This is a genomic window from Stenotrophomonas sp. 80084_Sma, assembly GCF_056481995.1.
This window is the reverse complement of sequence record NZ_CM151177.1, coordinates 78,232-96,240: the sequence shown is the minus strand read 5'-3', so window position 1 is coordinate 96,240 and position 18,009 is coordinate 78,232. Positions and strand designations below refer to the sequence as shown.

The 18,009-nt window shown below is 66.5% G+C and carries 13 protein-coding genes; 8 read left to right on the top strand and 5 right to left on the bottom strand.

All coding sequences use genetic code 11. The features are described 5' to 3' along the window. Positions 1 to 3 precede the first annotated feature (3 nt). From ACZK3W_RS00390 to ACZK3W_RS00375, 4 genes are read left to right on the top strand one after another with little or no spacing between them, the layout of a single operon-like run. Complete coding sequence (locus tag ACZK3W_RS00390) at positions 4 to 900, top strand: DUF58 domain-containing protein (RefSeq protein ID WP_125893035.1); 897 nt, start codon at positions 4 to 6, stop codon at positions 898 to 900. Then, on the top strand, positions 897 to 2,024 hold the full coding sequence (locus ACZK3W_RS00385; RefSeq protein ID WP_180837757.1) for a BatA domain-containing protein: 1,128 nt from the start codon (positions 897 to 899) through the stop codon (positions 2,022 to 2,024). The genes ACZK3W_RS00390 and ACZK3W_RS00385 overlap by 4 nt, the downstream gene beginning before the upstream one ends. Beyond that, positions 2,021 to 4,189 (top strand): hypothetical protein, encoded by a 2,169-nt coding sequence (locus ACZK3W_RS00380; protein WP_478450293.1) that lies wholly within the window; start codon positions 2,021 to 2,023, stop codon positions 4,187 to 4,189. The genes ACZK3W_RS00385 and ACZK3W_RS00380 overlap by 4 nt, the downstream gene beginning before the upstream one ends. Continuing rightward, positions 4,186 to 5,994 (top strand): hypothetical protein, encoded by a 1,809-nt coding sequence (locus ACZK3W_RS00375; protein WP_180837755.1) that lies wholly within the window; start codon positions 4,186 to 4,188, stop codon positions 5,992 to 5,994. Before ACZK3W_RS00380 ends, ACZK3W_RS00375 begins: the two co-directional genes overlap by 4 nt. A 99-nt stretch (positions 5,995 to 6,093) precedes the next feature. Here ACZK3W_RS00375 and ACZK3W_RS00370 read toward each other — a convergent pair whose 3' ends face one another. Then, positions 6,094 to 6,768 carry a hypothetical protein gene (locus ACZK3W_RS00370; RefSeq protein WP_180837754.1) on the bottom strand — a complete coding sequence of 225 codons (675 nt, stop codon included), beginning with the start codon at positions 6,766 to 6,768 and terminating at the stop codon, positions 6,094 to 6,096. Positions 6,769 to 6,807: 39 nt separating this feature from the next. Then, the gene (locus ACZK3W_RS00365; protein ID WP_293797249.1) at positions 6,808 to 7,326 is read right to left on the bottom strand and encodes a hypothetical protein; all 519 of its coding nucleotides are present in this window, start codon (positions 7,324 to 7,326) and stop codon (positions 6,808 to 6,810) included. Positions 7,327 to 7,538: 212 nt separating this feature from the next. Between ACZK3W_RS00365 and ACZK3W_RS00360 the strand changes: the two genes are divergently transcribed. The 3 genes from ACZK3W_RS00360 to ACZK3W_RS00350 all read left to right on the top strand — a co-directional run bounded on the left by ACZK3W_RS00360 (position 7,539) and on the right by ACZK3W_RS00350 (position 11,428). Continuing rightward, positions 7,539 to 10,028: a DEAD/DEAH box helicase gene (locus tag ACZK3W_RS00360; protein WP_478450292.1), complete on the top strand. Its 2,490-nt coding sequence runs from the start codon at positions 7,539 to 7,541 to the stop codon at positions 10,026 to 10,028. Then, positions 10,025 to 11,047, top strand: coding sequence for a ribonuclease H-like domain-containing protein (locus ACZK3W_RS00355; RefSeq protein ID WP_478450291.1), 1,023 nt, complete (start codon positions 10,025 to 10,027; stop codon positions 11,045 to 11,047). Before ACZK3W_RS00360 ends, ACZK3W_RS00355 begins: the two co-directional genes overlap by 4 nt. 66 nt (positions 11,048 to 11,113) lie before the next feature. Then, the gene (locus ACZK3W_RS00350; protein ID WP_049461562.1) at positions 11,114 to 11,428 is read left to right on the top strand and encodes an I78 family peptidase inhibitor; all 315 of its coding nucleotides are present in this window, start codon (positions 11,114 to 11,116) and stop codon (positions 11,426 to 11,428) included. A gap of 67 nt (positions 11,429 to 11,495) precedes the next feature. On the opposite strand, the gene ACZK3W_RS00345 is transcribed toward ACZK3W_RS00350, so the two are convergent. Together ACZK3W_RS00345 and ACZK3W_RS00340 are read right to left on the bottom strand one after the other, a co-directional pair. Continuing rightward, positions 11,496 to 13,421 carry a M56 family metallopeptidase gene (locus ACZK3W_RS00345; RefSeq protein ID WP_478450290.1) on the bottom strand — a complete coding sequence of 642 codons (1,926 nt, stop codon included), beginning with the start codon at positions 13,419 to 13,421 and terminating at the stop codon, positions 11,496 to 11,498. Positions 13,422 to 13,424: 3 nt separating this feature from the next. Continuing rightward, complete coding sequence (locus ACZK3W_RS00340; protein WP_478450289.1) at positions 13,425 to 13,811, bottom strand: BlaI/MecI/CopY family transcriptional regulator; 387 nt, start codon at positions 13,809 to 13,811, stop codon at positions 13,425 to 13,427. A gap of 325 nt (positions 13,812 to 14,136) precedes the next feature. Between ACZK3W_RS00340 and ACZK3W_RS00335 the strand changes: the two genes are divergently transcribed. Then, the gene (locus ACZK3W_RS00335) at positions 14,137 to 15,300 is read left to right on the top strand and encodes an SH3 domain-containing protein (RefSeq protein ID WP_478450288.1); all 1,164 of its coding nucleotides are present in this window, start codon (positions 14,137 to 14,139) and stop codon (positions 15,298 to 15,300) included. A 280-nt stretch (positions 15,301 to 15,580) separates the two neighbouring features. Here ACZK3W_RS00335 and ACZK3W_RS00330 read toward each other — a convergent pair whose 3' ends face one another. After that, on the bottom strand, positions 15,581 to 17,800 hold the full coding sequence (locus ACZK3W_RS00330) for an AAA family ATPase (protein WP_478450287.1): 2,220 nt from the start codon (positions 17,798 to 17,800) through the stop codon (positions 15,581 to 15,583). Between the last annotated feature and the right edge of the window lie 209 nt (positions 17,801 to 18,009).

Below are 18,009 nucleotides of genomic sequence, written 5' to 3'. Positions count from 1 at the left end.
CGCGTGAACGCAGGTGCCCCGCTGACGTTGCCACCGGAACTGCGTGCGCGCCTGCGCCTGCTGCGGTTGCGGCCGCGCCTGGCGAGCGGCGCAAGCGGCATCGGCCAGCACGCCAGCCGCAGCCGCGGTGCGGGCCTCGAATTCGCCCAGTACCGGGCCTACGAACCGGGAGACGAGCTGCGCCAGATCGACTGGAAGCTGTATGCACGCTCGGACCGCTTCTTCGTGCGCGAATCCGAACGCGAAAGCCCGATCACGGTCTGGCTGCTGCTCGATGCCACCGCCTCGGCCGGCCAGGCCGATCGCGCGGCACCGCAGCGCACGCGCCTGGACCACATGCGCGGCGTGGCCGCGTGCGTGGTGGAGCTGGCCCTGCAGCAGGGCGACCGTTTCGGCCTGCTGGCGATCAATGGCGATGGCCTGCAGCTGGTACCCGCAGCGAACGGCGCACGCCAGCGTGACCGCGTGCATCTGCAACTGCATGCCCTGCAGGCACGCGGCGGCTGGCCTGCGGCCGATCGCCTGCGCCCGCTGTGGGAGCGCGTGCGTCCGGGCGACCTGCTGCTGGCGATCGGTGATGGCTTCGACGAGGCCGGCATCGTGCTGCTGGAACAACTGGCCAGCGCGCGCCGCGAAGTGGCCCTGCTGCAGATCCTGACTGCCGACGAACGCGACTTCCCGTTCGACGCCGGCCATCGCTTCCGCGATCCGGAGACCGGCGAGGAACTGCTGGGCGATGGCGCGGCGATCCGCAGCGACTACCTGCAGCGCTTCGCTGGCGCACGCAACGCATTGCAGTCGCGCCTGCAGGCCAGTGGCATCGCCAGTGCCACCGGCTGGCTCGACCAGCCGCTGGATCAACCACTGCAGGCGCTGTTCGGGCGTGGGGGCGGTGCATGATCCTGCTGTTCCCGTTGGGCCTGGCCGCGCTCGCCGCAGGGCTGTTGCCGTTGTTGATCCACCTCGCCCGCCGCCATCCGTACACACCGCTGGATTTCGCCGCGCTGCGCTGGCTGCGCGCACAGATCCGGCCACGCCAGCGCATCCGCTTCGATGACTGGCCATTGCTGCTGGTGCGCCTGCTGTTGCTTGCCGCGCTGGCTTTGCTGCTGGCACGGCCTGCGTTGACCGGGCCCGTGCCGGCCTCCAGTGCATGGACGGTGGTGGCCCCGGGACTGGATGCCGCCGCACTGCGCGGTACCGCTGCGGATCGCAACTGGCACTGGCTGGCGCCCGGCTTCCCGGCCATTGATCAGGCGCCACCTGCAGCCAGTGCATCCCTGCCCAGCCTGCTGCGCGAACTGGACGCGCAGCTGCCCGTTGGCACCGCATTGACCGTGCACGTTCCCGATCCCCTGCCCGGCCTGGACGGCGCACGCCTGCAGCTGTCGCGCGAGGTGCAGTGGCGCCCGCAGCCGATGCCGGTCACTGCGCAACCGCGTGCCGCAACGTCGCCGCGCCTGCGCGTGCACAGCGATGCTTCGGCCGCTGCCCAGCACTGGTTGAATGCACTGCAGCGCGCGTGGGGCGTGCAGGCGCCGCTCGCTCCTCTGGTGGCGGATACCCTGCCCGAACGCGGCGAGATCGGCGTATGGAGCCGCAACGATGCACTGCCGGCGAACTGGCAGGCGTGGCTGCGCGACGGCAGTCGTGTCATGACTATGACTGCCGGCAAGCCTGCTGCCAGCGCCAGCATCCTGCTGCGCAACACCGAGGGCACCCCGCTGCTGTGGCAGCAACGCATCGGCCACGGTGTCCTGCTGTCTCTGCCCGGTGACTGGGACGCCTCAGGCAACGCTGCGCTGCGCGATCCGCAGTTGCCGCGTGCCCTGCTGCTGGCGCTGCAAGCGCCCCCTTCGCCGCGCCTCGGCGATGCAAGGGACCAGGCGCCCTATCGGTCTGCGTTGCCTGCGGCAACACCGCCGGTGCGGGAGCCAACCGCCTGGTTGCTGCTGACCATCGTGCTGCTGTTCGCGCTGGAGCGCTGGATGGCCAGCAGTCGCCGGCGCAGGGTGGCCACATGAACACTCTGCAGCACGCCTGGCAACGCGCACGCCGTCGCCGTGCACTCATTACCCTGCTGCTGGGCCTGCCGTGGGCGCTGGCCGCGACGACGCTGGCGCTGCGCCTGGCGGGCTTCGATATCGCCTGCGTGGTCGGCACGGTCAGCCTGCTCGCCTGCGCAGCGCTCGCCACGGCACGTTCCCGCCAGCTGGACCCGCAGTGGGTGCAGCGCCAGCTCGATGCCGGCGGTACCAGCGAGGACAGTGCCGATCTGCTGTTCGCCGATACGCTCACCCTCAATCCGCTGCAGCAGCGCCAGCGCGCGCGCGTGCTGGCCACGCTGGAACGCGCGATGCCGGAACTGCGTCCGCGCTGGCCGCGTGGGGCATTGGCGCTGTGCTGGATCGCAGGCCTGGCCATCGTTGCGCTGGCACTCGGCTGGCCGCGTTCGAATCCCGGTTCCGCGCCTGCTCGCACGTCGGCGCCAGGCAGCACGGCGTCCGCAGGCCCGCTGCAACTGCAGTCCAGTCGCCTGCGCATCGACGCACCGGCTTACACCGGGCAAGCCACGCTGACGCAGAGCACGCTGGATGCAAAGGTCGCCGCCGACAGCCAGCTGTCGTGGTCGTTGCGCTTCGACCACGCACCGGCCAAGGCATGGCTGCAGTTCCACGATGGTCGACGGCTGCCGCTGAGCGAGCGCGATGGGCAGTGGCAGGCACAGGATGTGGCGCGCACGCCGGTGCTGTACCGCGTGGTGAGCGAACCGGCGCTGGCCGAAACCCGCCTGTACCGGCTGGATGTTGTGGCCGACCGCGCGCCCAGCGTGCGCGTGCTGGAGCCGGCCGCCAGCCTGGTGCTGGGCACGCCCGGGCAACGGCAATGGGCGCTGCGCTTCGAGGCCAGCGACGATTACGGTGTCGCGGCGCAGGCAACGCTGTCGATCACCACCACCCAGGGCAGCGGTGAGAACATCACCTTCGTGAAGCGCAGCGTCACGCTTGCCGGCAGCGGCGAAGCCACCGCGCGGCGTTTCGCCCATACCCTTGATCTGGCTGCGCTGGGCGCACAGCCCGGCAACGATGTCATCGCCCAGCTGGAAGTGCGCGACAACCATGCGCCCACGCCGCAGACCGGACGCAGCAGCAGCGTGATCCTGCGCCTGCCCAGCGCCGAAGTCGCACTCGGTGCAGAGCTGGAAGGCCGCATCAAGAAGACCCTGCCTGCCTACTTCCGCAGCCAGCGGCAGATCATCATCGATGCCGAAGCGCTGATCCGGCAACGACGCAGCCTGGCCGCCGAGGACTTCGTGAAGCGCAGCGATGCGATCGGCGTCGACCAGCGCATCCTGCGCCTGCGCTACGGCCAGTTCCTGGGTGAGGAAAGCGAAGGTGCGCCGAAGCCACCGCCGACCAGCGACCTGCCCACCAGCGATACGCCCGCCGCAGACGACCACGATCACGACGACGATCACGACCATGGCGCCGAGGCCGGAGCGCACGACGCGCATGGCCACGACCACGGCGGCAAGCCGGCCAATGCCGATACGCCGCCGGTGTTCGGCAGCGCCACCGACGTGCTCTCCGAGTACGGACACACCCATGACCACGCCGAGGCGGCCACTCTGCTCGATCCGCAGACCCGTGCCACGCTGAAGGCGGCGCTTGACCAGATGTGGTCGGCCGAAGGCGAGCTGCGCCAGGGCCGACCGGAGCAGGCATTGCCCTTCGCCTACAAGGCATTGGGCTTCATCAAGCAGGTGCAGCAGGCCGAGCGCATCTATCTGGCCCGGGTCGGGCCGGAACTGCCACCGATCGATGAAGGCCGCCGCCTCGGCGGTGATCGCGCTGGACTGGCCAGTCGGGAACTGCCGCTGGCCGCCCGCACCCCGCCCGATCCGGCCATCGTCGAAGCCTGGCAGCGTCTCGGCGACGACACCGGCGCGCCGGATCTGGATGCGCTCGCGACTTGGCAGCAGCGCAACGCGGCCTACCTGCCCGATGCACTCGATCTGGCTGCGGCCATCGAGCAGCTGCGCATCGAGCCCGGTTGCCAAGACTGTCGCCAGCGCCTGCGTGCACAGTTGTGGCGGGCGCTGCAGCGTCCGCTGCCGCAGGCGATGCGGCGCAGTGCCGCCGATGCGATGGGGCAGCGGTACCTTGATGCGCTGGAGGCGCAGCCATGAACGCCTCCGCTGTGGACCTGTGGATTGCACTGGCACTTGCCCTGATCGTGGTCATCGCCAGCGTGCGCCAGCTGCGTGGAAACACCGCCCACCCTGGCCGCCGGTGGATCGTGATCGCACTGCAGATCATCGTCGCCGCGCTGCTGTATTTCTGCCTGGTGCCGCCCACCCGCCAGCAACCCGCAGGCGGGCTGGTGGTCCTCGGAACCGATGCCGGCAAGGCCGGCGCGCTCCCGGCCAGCGAAGGCCCGCTGTTGCTTTTGCCCGAAGCTGCCGATATTTCCGGCGCACAGCGCGTTCCCGACCTGGCCACCGCGCTGCGCCAGCATCCGGCGTCCACACTGACACTGGTCGGTGCGGGCCTCGCCGCACGTGATCGCGACGCGGTGTTGCCGCCGGATGTACGTTGGCAGGCCGCACCGGAGCCGCGCGGCTGGATCGCGCTGCAACCACCGGCCGATGTCGCTCCCGGTGCTCGTTTTGACGTCCAGGCACAGGCGCGTGGCGCGGCCAAGGCGAAAGCAGAGCTGCTTGACCCCGCCGACAGCGTGGTTGATCGCACGGACGTTGCCGAGGACGGGCGCGTGAAGCTCAGCGGCATCGCCCGCGCCGAAGGCCGCAGCGTGTTCCAGCTGCGCCTGCTCGATGCCGACGGCCATGTGGTGGACAGCGTACCGGTGCCGCAGCAGACCCTGCCGGCCGCACCGCTGCGCCTGCTGGTGCGCGCCAGCGCGCCGGGCCCAGAGCTGAAGTACCTGCGGCGTTGGGCGGCCGATGCCGGCATCCGCGTGCAGGTGCAGGCCGATACCGGGGCGGGTGTCAGCGTGGGAGATGGCGCGGTCGCGCTGGATGCGGCGTCACTCGCGCGCAGCGATCTGCTGCTGCTGGACGAGCGCAGCCTGGCCGCATTGAGTGCCGGCCAGCTGGCTGCCATGCGCCAGGCGTTGCGCGAGGGACTGGGCGTGCTGGTACGCAGTGCGGGCGCACCTTCGGCCAGCGCGCGCCAGCGCCTGCAGGATATTGGTCTACCGGTGCAAGGCGATGGCAGCAGCCACGCCCTCGAACTTCCCGGCGACGGCGACAGCGCGGTCCTCGCTGCACGGCGTGGCCCGCTCGCCGCGGGTACGCTGCCGACCGGCTACGGCGAAGAGGCTGACCGCAGCTCGCACAATGCTCCCCTGCCTGCGCTGGAAGCACTCGCGCTGCAGGCACCGGGCAGCACCGCCCTGCTGCAGGATGGCACGGGCAAGGCTGTCGGTGGCTGGCGCGCTGCCGGCAAGGGCCGCATCGGCCTGCTGCCGCTGACCGACAGCTGGCGCTGGGTACTGGCCGGGCGCGACGACCGCCACGGCGAACTGTGGAGCGGCGTGGTGGCCACGCTGGCACGTGCACAGGGCAGCGCTGATGCGCTGTGGTCACCGCAACCGATCGGCTGGGCAGGCGAACGACAGGCGCTGTGCGGTGTGCAGGCGCCGCTGCATGTCTTCAACAAGCGTGGCGACGATGTACCCCTGATCGTCGATGGCGCGACGTCGGCGCTGCGCTGCGCTGGCTGGTGGCCCCGCGAACCGGGCTGGCAGCGCCTGCAGCATGGCGGCAGCGTTGTCTGGCGCTATGTGTTCGACCCGAAGGATGCACCGACGCTGCATCGGCAGGCGATGATCGATGCGACCACACGTGCACTGGCTGCCAGCACGCCGGCAGACGCGTCAGTGATGCAACCCGTGGCAGGCCCACGCTGGCCGTGGTGGCTGGCGTTCGTGTTGTGCGCATCGCTGCTGTGGTGGCTGGAACGGCGACGCTGAGCCCATCGATTGGATCGCGGACAGCATCCACGCATGGCGTGGATCTACTGGCCGGTTGCCCTGGTAGATGCCAACCTTGGTTGGCGCCTTTCCGCGAGGTCAACGCGTGCCCGCGCGCCGGTACACGCCGTTGAAGCGCACGTTCATGCCACCGCATTCGCTGTTGTCGGCCGCGATCAGCACCTCCCCCAGCGAATGCACGCGCACCTTGCAGGTGTCCTCTACAAACTCGACATCGGCACCACGCGGCGCCGCGCGCGCTTCCACCTGGCCCATGTTCGGCCCGTAGGGACGCTGCTCCGGCGTGGGGTTGGCGGAGGGCCAGTAGGCGTCACCCTCCACATGCAGCTGCCCGCCCTGCACGGTGATGCGCAGGCCGTTGTCGCCGTCCTTCCAGTGGCCCGCCCAATCCTGCAGCGACGGCACGACCACCGGCAACGCCTGCAGCTTGCTGCGGTCCACCCAGCCAGCACTGCCACCCACCTTGTTCGGGAAGAACGCGCAGCGGTAGCGGCCAAGATCACGCCCGGTCACCACGGTATCGCCATTGACCACATAGCTGCGCTGTCGGCAGGCCGGTTCGCCCTTCGCCGGGCAGCCGTCCATGTCGCCAAGCAGGTACAGACGGGGCGCATCGACCACCCGCGCCAGAGCGAACCGGCTCTGTTCAGAGGGAAACGCGCCATTGCGGCAGGCGCCATCATCGGCGATGCCATCGGCGAAGGCGGACGCCGGCAGCAATGCGGCCAGCAGGCAGATCGAACGCAGGAACATGGCAGCACTAGCGGTGGGGAGCCGGCAGGATATACCGGCCTACTTCACCGGCGGTGCATCGCCGGCATCCTGCTCCTGGGAGAACCGCAGCGCACGCTGCTGCTGTTCGGCACTGAGCTCCGGCGGTGGCCGCGCCACGGCGGCCTGGATCTGCGCCGGTCCGCCGGTGAGTTTGTTGATCCCCTTGGCCGCCGCCATCACACCCTTGACCACGCCCATCATGATGTAGCCACCGCCCATGCTGACCTGCTCCGGCGACGGCGGTTCGCTCCAGTCGCGACTGAAGCGGTTGTCGCCGAACTTCACCGGGTTCTTGAAACGGTACAGATCCAGCGGCTCGTCTTCGGGCTTGAGCGCACGCACTTCGCCAAGGGTGGTGACGTTGTCCTGCGGCAGGGTGGTGGAGATCGGCGCGGTGGTTGCCGCCGGCGCATCTGCAGGAGGTTCGGGCACTGGGTCGGGCACCGCTACCGGCGTGGCCTGCTGCGCCTGCGCGATACCGGCCAGCAGCATGCTGGCCAGGACGGCTCCCTGCGTTCCACGTCGTGCCACAGCCATCCACCCTGTTGGTTGCGTCCAGCACCCAAGGATACGGATGCCGGCTTCAGATTTCGTTGCTGCACTGGCAGCTGTTCAGCCAGGGGAGATGCGGCGACGCCACGGGACGCGAGCACTGAACGGTTCATGCCCTTGGTGTGCGGTGTCTCACATCCTGAGACGTGAGTGTGGTGCCATGTGACCCCTCGCAATCCGTCCCGGCTCCACTTTCCATGGCTTACGAACTCGCCAAGCGCACCGCCGATGCCGAGCAGAAGCTCGCCACCCGCGATGGCCTGCCCGCCCGCGACGGCGCACTGCTCAGCGCGCGCCTGCAGCGCCGCTACCAGGATCGCATCACCGGCAGCTTTGCCATTCCCGGCCGCGAAGGCCGCTATGCGCCCATTCCCGATTCGGTTCCGCCGGCCCTGGCTGCCGCCCTGAAGGCGCGTGGCATCGAACAGCTCTACAGCCACCAGGCCGAGGCCTGGGAGGCGAGCCAGCGCGGCGAGCACGTGGCCATCGTCACCCCCACCGCCAGCGGCAAGTCGCTGTGCTACACCCTGCCGGTGGTCAGCGCGGCGATGCAGGACAAGGCCAAGGCGCTGTACCTGTTCCCGACCAAGGCACTGGCCCAGGACCAGGTGGCCGAGCTGCTGGAACTCAACCGCGCCGGCGACCTCGGGGTGAAGGCCTTCACCTTCGATGGCGACACTCCCGGCGATGCGCGCCAGGCCATCCGCCTGCACGGCGACATCGTGGTGTCCAACCCGGACATGCTGCACCAGGCGATCCTGCCGCATCACACCAAGTGGGCGCAGTTCTTCGAGAACCTGCGCTACATCGTCATCGACGAAGTGCACACCTATCGTGGCGTGTTCGGCAGCCACGTCACCAACGTGCTGCGCCGGCTCAAGCGCATCTGCGCGTTCTACGGCGTGCAACCGCAGTTCATCCTGTGCTCGGCCACCATCGGCAACCCGCAGGCGCATGCCGAGGCGCTGATCGAGGCACCGGTCACCGCCATCACCGAATCCGGCGCGCCCAGCGGGCCCAAGCAGGTGCTGCTGTGGAACCCGCCGGTGATCAATCCGGACCTGGGCCTGCGCGCCTCGGCGCGCTCGCAGAGCAACCGTATCGCGCGCATCGCGATCAAGTCCGGGCTGAAGACCCTGGTGTTCGCGCAGACCCGCTTGATGGTCGAGGTGCTGACCAAGTACCTGAAGGACATCTTCGACCACGACCCGCGCAAGCCGCCGCGCATCCGCGCCTACCGTGGCGGCTACCTGCCCACCGAACGCCGCGAGACCGAGCGTGCGATGCGCGCGGGCAACATCGACGGCATCGTCAGCACCTCGGCGCTGGAGCTGGGCGTGGATATCGGCAGCCTGGACGTGGTCATCCTCAACGGCTACCCCGGCAGCGTGGCCGCCACCTGGCAGCGCTTCGGCCGTGCCGGCCGCCGTCAGCAGCCGGCGCTGGGGGTGATGGTGGCCAGTTCGCAGCCGCTGGACCAGTACGTGGTGCGGCATCCGGACTTCTTCGCCGAGGCCTCGCCCGAACACGCGCGCATTGCGCCGGACCAGCCGTTGATCCTGTTCGACCACATCCGCTGCGCGGCGTTCGAGCTGCCGTTCCGGGTCGGCGATGGCTTCGGCCCGATCGACCCGGAAGTGTTCCTGGAAGCGCTGGCAGAGACAGAAGTGATCCACCGCGAGGGCGAACGCTGGGAATGGATCGCCGACAGTTACCCGGCCAACGCGGTCAGCCTGCGTGCGGTGGCCGATGGCAACTTCGTGGTGGTCGATCGCAGCGATGGCCGCCAGCAGATCATCGCCGAGGTCGACTATTCCGCTGCCGCACTCACCCTGTATGAAGGTGCCATCCACATGGTGCAGTCCACGCCCTACCAGGTGGAGACGCTCGACTGGGACGGCCGCAAGGCCTACGTCACCCGCACGCATGTGGATTACTACACCGACAGCATCGACTTCACCAAGCTCAAGGTGCTGGACCGCTTCGACGGCGGTGTGGCCGGGCGTGGCGATTCGCACCATGGCGAGGTGCACGTGGTGCGCCACGTGGCCGGCTACAAGAAGATCCGCTACTACACCCACGAGAACATCGGCTACGGCCCGGTGAACCTGCCCGACCAGGAACTGCACACCACTGCGGTGTGGTGGCAGCTACCGCAGGCACTGCTGCTGCGCGCGTTCGCCAGCAAGCAGGATGCGCTGGATGGCTTCCTCGGCGCCGCGTATGCGCTGCACATCGTCGCCACCGTGGCGGTGATGGCCGATGCGCGCGACCTGCAGAAGTCGGTGGGCAACGGCGATGGTTCCTGGTTCGCGATCGCCGACCAGAGCGGCCGTGGCCAGCTGCGCGGCAGTGAAGGCGATCCCGGTGTGGTGGAGCTGCTGCAGGAGTTCGTGCCCACCGTATACCTGTACGACAACTTTCCCGGCGGCGTCGGTCTCAGCGAACCGCTGTGGCAGCGCCAGGCCGAGCTGGTGCAGCGCGCGCGCGAACTGGTGCAGCGCTGCGACTGCAAGGCCGGCTGCCCGGCCTGTGTCGGCCCGGTGCTGGCCGCGCAGGAAGAGGATGAAACTTCGCCGCGTGCGCTGGCGCTGCGCGTGCTCGACCTGTTCGATGGCGAGGCCTGCCAGCACGTGCCCGACGTGGTGGTGGCCACGCGCGATCCGATGGAGCTGCTGGCCCCGTGAGCCTGAGTCTGGACAAGCTGCGCCTGCTGCGGAAGCAGGCCGGTGACCCGAAGGCAGTCACGCCGGCTGCGCCCGAGCCGCCGCCCGCAGCGCCGGCACCGGTTGCCGCCAACGATGCGCGGCAGCCACCGGCCGAGCGTTCGGTGTTCGCCTGGGTCGAACAGGAAGTCCGCCACAAGCCAACCGGCGCTGCGGCCTCCACACCGGCACCCGCACCGCTGCGTCGGCCGGAAGTGGGCAGCCTGCATCGCCTGCTCGGCCTGCGTTCGCGGGGTGGAGCCGCGCCGGCACGCGCCAGCGCGCAGGATCGCCAGCTGCCCGGTGAGGAGATCGCACCGGGCCTGTTCCTGATCGAATCGCTGCAGCCGCAGCCCATTCCGTCGCAGCCGCTGTCACTGGATTTCGCCCGCCGCGAAGGCGAACACGTGGCCCCACGCGATCTGCTGTTCTTCGATACCGAGACCACCGGCCTGGCCGGCGGCACCGGCACCCGTGCCTTCATGATCGGTGCCGCCGACTGGCATGTGTGCCCGCAACGCGGCGAAGGCCTGCGCATCCGCCAGCTGCTGATGGCGACGATGGCCGCCGAGGACGCGATGCTGGCCACCTTCGCCCGCTGGCTGCAGCCGTCCACCGTGTTCTGCAGCTACAACGGCCGCAGCTACGATGCGCCGCTGCTGAAGGCGCGCTACCGACTGGCCCGCCAGCGTTGCCCGATTACAGCGCTGGATCACGTCGACCTGCTCTATCCGACCCGCCGCCGCTATCGCGGCACGTGGGAGAACTGCAAGCTGTCCACCATCGAACGCCAGCTGCTGCGCGTGGTGCGCGAGGATGACCTGCCCGGCTCGGAATCGCCCGGCGCATGGCTGCGTTTCCTGCGCGGCGGCGACGCGGTGAACCTGCGCCGGGTGGCCGACCACAACCACCAGGACGTGGTGACCCTGGCCCTGCTGCTGCAGCGGCTGGTACGGGAAGAACAACGTGAACGCGAAACCTTGGCGCTGGTCGGGCAGTAGGCGTTGACGCGGCCTGACGGTGGCAGCGGTGACACTGCCGCCACCATCCATGCCTGGAGCCCGACGATGCGCCTCAATCCCTTGGTCCTGCTCGCCATCCTGCCGTTGGCCGCCTGCAGTCACGCTGGCAGCAGCACCACCCACGATCCCGCGCCAGCGCCCGTGGCCGATGCCGCGCACGAATGCAGGCCGGAGGCGCTGGAAGCCTTCACCGGCAAGACCGCCGACGAAGCCACGATCAAGAAACTGGTGGCTGACAGCGGCGCGCGCGGTGCACGGGTGGTCAAGCCGGGCATGGCGGTGACCATGGACTTCCGCCAGGACCGCGTGACCGTGCAGGTGGATGCGCAGAACCGCATCGAGCGCGCCAGCTGCGGTTGATGTTCCCAGGGAAGTGCCGACCGCTGGCCGGCACCCCACATTGCCGGCCAGCGGCCGGCACTACCGCTCAGAGGCGCTCGGCCTTGCCGCTGGCCAGTGCGCGCGCGATCACCTGCTTCGCCTGTGCCGAGGCCTGCGCCTGCAGTTGCGCCTGGCGTTCACCCAGTTCCGCCTGCTGGCTGCCCAGCGCGGCCTGGCGCAGGCCCAGCTTCGCCTGCTGGTTGGCCAGTTCGCTGATGTCGTGGCTGTGTGCGTCCTGCACCGCCTGCACTTCACGCATCGCAAGACGGGCCTCGGCTGCGGCCTGGCGGGCAATCGCGGCATCATCCATCGCACCGCTCGCGGCCCTCGCGGCCTCCGCTGCGGCCTGGCGGTTGATGTCGCTCTCGCGCACCGCCCTGCTGGCGGCCTGCGTCGCCACGCGGCTGATTTCGCGGGCGTGCACGGCCTGCTTGCGACCCAGTTCACCCTGCTGGCGCCCCAGTACGCCCTGCTCGCGACCGAGCTGGCCCTGCTGGCGGCCCAGTTCGGCCGATTGCGCATAGACGCGCTGCAGCGGCTGGATCAGGGCCGGATCACGCACGGCATAACGCTTGCTGCCTTCGCGGAACCACAGCACCGGGCCATCGCGGCCGACATCGTGGCGGGCCTGCTTGATGTCCTCGATCGTCGCGCTGGCATAGCTGCGGCCATGGTCGATCAGCACGTGGCCACGTTCCAGGTCGTTGCCCAGGTGCAGCTCGCCCACCGTGGTGTAGCTGTCGTCATCCTCTGCCGGCGGTGACGGAGGGGCGGGCGGCGCAGGCGGTGCATCGGCGGCGGCCGGCGGGGTTGGCGGCGTCGGCGGGGTCGGCGGGGTCGGCATCACCACGTGGGTGGCATTGGCCGGCACTGCAGGCGCGGCCGGCGGTGCGGGTACCGCCTTCGGCGGTGCGGGCGGCGCTGGCGGTGCCGGCGCGGCCACCAGGCGCATCGGCGCCACGCCCACTGCAACCACCAGGGCGGTCAGGCCGATGGCGAGGATACGCGGGCAGGCGCGACGCGGCTGCAGGCTCATCAGGCGGCGCTTCAGGCTGGTGGTGCTCGGCGCGGCACTGGCCACGCCCAGGTGCGGCTGCGGCGCCACACCCAGCTGCAGCAGCAGGCGGCCGTAGGCGTGGCGGCTGGCACCGTGCTGGCCCACCACCGCCGCATCCACCGCTTCCTCGCGGGTCTGGGCGTATTCGCGCACGGCCAGGCGCAGCAGCGGATGGAAGAAGAACAGATGCTGGGCCAGTGCGGGCAGCAGACCCCACTGCAGGTCACGGCGCTGCATGTGCTGCAGCTCGTGGGTCAGCGCCAGATCCAGCGCATCGCCCTGCAGGGCATTGGCACCGGCCGGCAGCAACAGCACCGGGCGCAGCGGGCCGACCAGCTGCGGCGCGTCCACCTGCCCGCTCATCCACAGGCGCGGTGCGCGGCGCAGGCCGTGAGCATCGGCAGCCAGCTGCAGCGCCTGCACCAGGGCAGCGTCTTCGCAGGGGTGCGAGGCGGCCAGCAGCGCACGGCACTGGCGCCACTCACCGAAGGTGCGCCACGCCATCACCAGCACGCCGGACAGCCACAGCGCGGCCAGCGCCATCGCCCACCAGGCCATTGGCGATACGCTGTGACCGATGGATGCGGCGATGTCATGGGCCTGCTCAATGGGCGCGGCGGCCAGCACCTGCGCTGACAGTTCGGGGGCCATCGGGTAGATCGCCTCGGCGGCCATATCCGTGGCGCTCATCGCCACGGCATCAGGCGCCGGCAGCCAGGCCAGCTGCAGTGGCTGGCTCCAGAACAGGCCGACCACTGCCTGCAGCGACACCAGCCACCACAGGCGGCAGCGGGTGCTGGCCGACAGTGATGGCAGCGCGCGGCACAGCCCGTACACCAGCGCCACCAGCAGCACGGTCTGCAGGCTGGTCCAGCCCAGTCGTTCCAGCAGAGGAATCAGCATCGTGGTGTCCATGGCTCAGCCCTCGTCCCGACGCGATTGAAGTTGTGCGACCAGTGCTTCCAGTTCGGCCAGCTCGTTGTCGCTGACCTGCTGCCGCTGCGACAGATAGGCCACGAACGGCGACACCGAGCCCTGCAGGGTGTTGTCGACGAACTGGGCCACGGCGCCCTGCAGCACGCTGTCCGGGCCACGGGTGGCCTGGTAGCGGTAGACGCCCTCCTGCTGCTCGCGCTGAAGATACCCCTTGGCGCGCAGCCGCTCCATCATCGTCAGCACGGTGGAACGGGCCAGCCCGCGGGCCTCGCCGTAGCCACTGGCGACCTCGCCGACAGTGGCCGGCGCATGTTCATCGATGTACTGCAGCAGGGCCAGCTCCTGGTCCCCGATGGTCTTGCCACGCATGACACCACTCCCTTGACTACACGTGTCGACACTGTCTGCGTGACGACAGTTGTAGTCAACCCCCCGGAAGTCATGGGCCGACGAACGGTAGGGGTGGGTGGTCGTTTAGGACAAGCATTCCCGAAATTCCGGAGATGTCTGACGCGTTTAGGACTGAAGCCCACCGTTCGGGGCCACCAGAACGTCAAAGTTTTGAAAAGCTGGTCCCAATTGGGCAGCATGAATAGGGCGCGAATGCGGACAATGACCTACCCTGGAGCGAAGAGTGCTGAGCGTTGCAGGCGCGATCTTGGCTAAGCGTCCATCCATAGGATCTGGAAACAGAATGATCAAGGATTTCTCGCATCTGGCCCCCCTTGGTCAAGCGCTCGCGGGCTTGAACTTTGGCAACTCCTTTAGCGGTGCTTCGGCGCAGGCTGCCCAAATCGCTCAGTTCATGAACCGCCCTGGCGTCAATCAGCTGGGCAGCATGATGGAGCGTTCGAGTTTCATGGACGTGGCCAAGGCCCTGCAGAGATCTCGACCGGCCTATCTGGATGCTCTCGATCAGATTAGCTCCAAGACTGCGTTTCTTCAGAGCTTCCTGCCAAAGTCCGATCTGTCACGTCTTGACTCGCTCGCTCACATCCAGAAATTGATTGGGCAGAGATCCAACCGCGATCCTGTCAGCTCTTTGTTGCGGGGAATTCAAGGTCCGTCTGCATCTGGATGGGCTGCAGCCACCGCCGCACGCCGTTCAGTCGATATCGGCGAGATGATGCGTGAGCTTCTGGGCAAGCATCCCTCATGGGAGCCCACGTTGGCAGAAGCCGACGACGGGGCACCTGCTGAACTCTCGACATCGGCCGTTGTTTCTGAATGGCTGGATCTTGTCTCTACGCAAGATGATCCGGAGGACGAATCTCCGGAAAATGCACAGTCCACGATTGAATCTTTACTCGCATCTGATGAGTTTGATCAGCAGAAGATCGGTCGCGACGCGGCGCTGATTGCCGATGCCATCGAAGCACTACCGCCTGTCCCATGGTCTGCGTCTAGCCCCAAGAAGAGTGAACTCAAGAACGACATCCTCTTCTACATTCAAATTCTAAGCCTCGTACTCAATCTTCTTCTGGCGCTTCAATTGCAGATGGACAAGCGTGACCAGGCAGCCCAGCAGACTGCATCAGCGCAACGGCACGACGAGTCAATGGCCGTCCAAAAGTCGATTGCGCAGTCCATGGACAAGATCGCCGAACGTCTTTCTCCGACCATCAATGGCGCCATAGTTGGAACTCAAGGGCTGAGGGTTCGCTCGTCTCCGGGAAGTGGCTTCGTTGTGGATATCGTCTATCCAAATCAATTAGTCGCCGTCACCGGAAAGCACAGCCGCTGGCTAAAGGTGACCTACAGGAATCATGTAGACGAGCGAGAGGTTGAAGGCTGGATTCTCAAGCAGTACGTAAAGACCAAGGACGCCTCAGCAGAATCTGCATCCTCTTCGAATTGACCCAGCGGTCTTGGCCACGGTTGCTTGGACGCACTCCATGCTCGGCCGGTCCCTCAGCCGTTCCTGCAACGCTCTTACCAGCATGCACACGCGGGTGGGAACGTTCTTGGCCGTGGGCATCACTGCCCCGATGGGAAGATTTTGCGGGTCAGCGTCCTGAAGATTGATGGGGACCAGACGTCCGGCCTCACTGGGCGCATCTCACTGCACTCAGCTGTGAATTCAGCTCAGAGCGCAATCTCTGATGTAGAGACACACAGGCTCCAACCCCCTCCCATTGCTACTGCGCTGCCTGCTCCGGCAGCCCGGCCATAACGCGATGATGTTCGGCGAAACCAAGTTCATCAAACACTGCCTTGAACTTGATCAGGCAGTAGCCAACGTCGTACTCGCCGAAGTCAGTCAAGGTGTTGGCATCACCGTGGGAGTGATGTGCCAAGTAACGGCTTAGGGCCAAGAATGACCGATCCTGCGCAGCTAGCTTCTCCATCGCGGTGTTGAACGACTCCTGCTGCTTGGTGAAGTAGAAGAACCGCTCCAGGATGCACCGCATCGCATTGGCGACAGTCGCAGAGCTCACCAAGTCCTGATAGGCGTCCTTCACTACCTGCCACCAGGATTCGTAGTCATTCTTAAGATCTTCGATCTTCATAGGCGCAACCGCCGAATAGCGTTTCTTTACGACGCGCTGCAGCTGCGGGGCATCTGCCTTCTTGGTTACCTTAATGAGTTCATTGAGGAAGAAGAGGCTGTGGGTAAGCACAATCACCTGCTTCACCCGCTTATCCTGCGCGCTCTTCAGCCCGATGATGTCGCGGGAGATCGTAGCTGCGATGTCGTACACGAAATTGTGCGAAAGACTTGAGATCGGATCATCAATGACAACGATCTTTCGTTCCAATGGAGATGACGTGTTTGATGCGAACGAACCCGTGATCAGCTCTACGAAGTACAGGAATGTAATGATGGTCTTCTCCCCTTCACTCAGTGATCCATACGTATCCGGACCCTTGCCAGGGCGTACCAGCTGGTACAGATCGTCGACGCGGCGTTCGATCTTGAAGGAGTCGACACCCAGCGACTGCAGCCGGGCATTGATGGCAACGACGGCTTCTTCGGTTCCACCGCTGGTTGCACGAAACTCAACTAGACTTAGCTCTGCTTGGGCAATGCTCCGTTGAAGGTTGCCCTTCGACTCACGGATGGACTCCAATGCGTCCGCAGCTACCTTTGCCGTGGTCCTGTAGAGCGTCAGGACGCCCTCGTTGTCAGCGCAGAGACGCATCCAGAATGCATTCTCGATTCGGCTTAACTCAGATTGCCGGCGGCTCAAGCGCCGATTGTGTTCATCGACGCGCTTGGACACTTCATCGATCACACCATCTAGCAGGGCCACCAGTGCTTGGGTTGAATGCAGTTCGATGGAGCTCTGTGGCGACTCCGACTTGGTCGCCATGCGCTGAGCGTTCTCGTTTAGAAGATGACTTGCGTTTGCCCAAGCGAGCCGGAGTGCGTCGTTCTCTGAGGCGAACGGCTCGGTCGCTAGAACGCCGTTGATCGCACTCTCGAGATTGGCGACATAAGTGGCATAGGAGGACGCGAGCAGCTTTGCCCGTTCTACACGCCTTTCAAAGCTTGCATCAAATAGCTTTGCAAGCTCTTGGCGGAAAGACGGAGGAAGACCTTGCTGGCAGAACGGGCAGAGGTCATGACTTTGATCAACATAGGGCCGCCCCTGACTGACCCAGTCAAAATTGCCGATGTCCCTGATCAGCGCAGAAAGTGCACTATCGCTTGAGCCCAATATGGGTTCGGGCCAGATCTCATCTTGTTCGATACGGTCAAAATTGGGCAGGTCGACGGCAACCCGAGGTTTGGGTATCGCGTTGCTGTCTCCAAGCTCGGTAAGCAACTGCTCGAGCTTCTCCAGTTCCGGCGGCTCACCATCATAGGCAAGCTTTGCCTTGGCTTGGAGCACGTCAAAGAAGCGCTGCTTGGAGTTGCCGTAAGGCACCCAAGGCTTGAACGGCCCATCCTTTATCGCGGTGTAGCTCTTCCACACTCCCCTGATGGCACTCTCATGGGCTCTGTCTGCCTCTGTCTGGCGCAACTGCTCCTGCTCAGCCAAGCTATCGTACTGACCGCGCCACACAATGAGCTCACGCTCCAAGCCCTCAGCGGCCTCAAGAGCGGACGACTCAGGATCACCAATGGTGAAGATTCCTGGCATATCGCTTCGGTTGCGGAAGTTGGCCTCGACGAAGTGGTCGTTGTAGACCAGGTACTCGTACTTTGTGTCTTGGGGAAACACGCTTACTGTGCAACTGGGAACAGCATTCTGACCGGTCGAAAAGCCCTGAATCACCTGTGCAATCGCGGATTTGCCCGCACCATTGAGCCCATAGAAGTAGGCGACGCGCTTACTCGGATCAAATGAAATCGGAGTATTCGAGGCTGGATCGAAGCTGCGGAAGCCCTGAATGTTGATAGTTCGTATCATGCCTCTCCCCCAGAGGTCGCCGTTCCCATGGCTGAAGCACTGCGGCATACACCGCCAGTGCGCTTCACGTTATCGCCTACATTACAACGCGGCAGGCGCCCCCATGCATACTCGCACTTCTGGCGAAGCCAGAATCGCTTCGACCTGATTCCACAGCAACATGTTGGAATCTCAGCATTATCACGCTTAAACCTTCTCCACGCCCCACG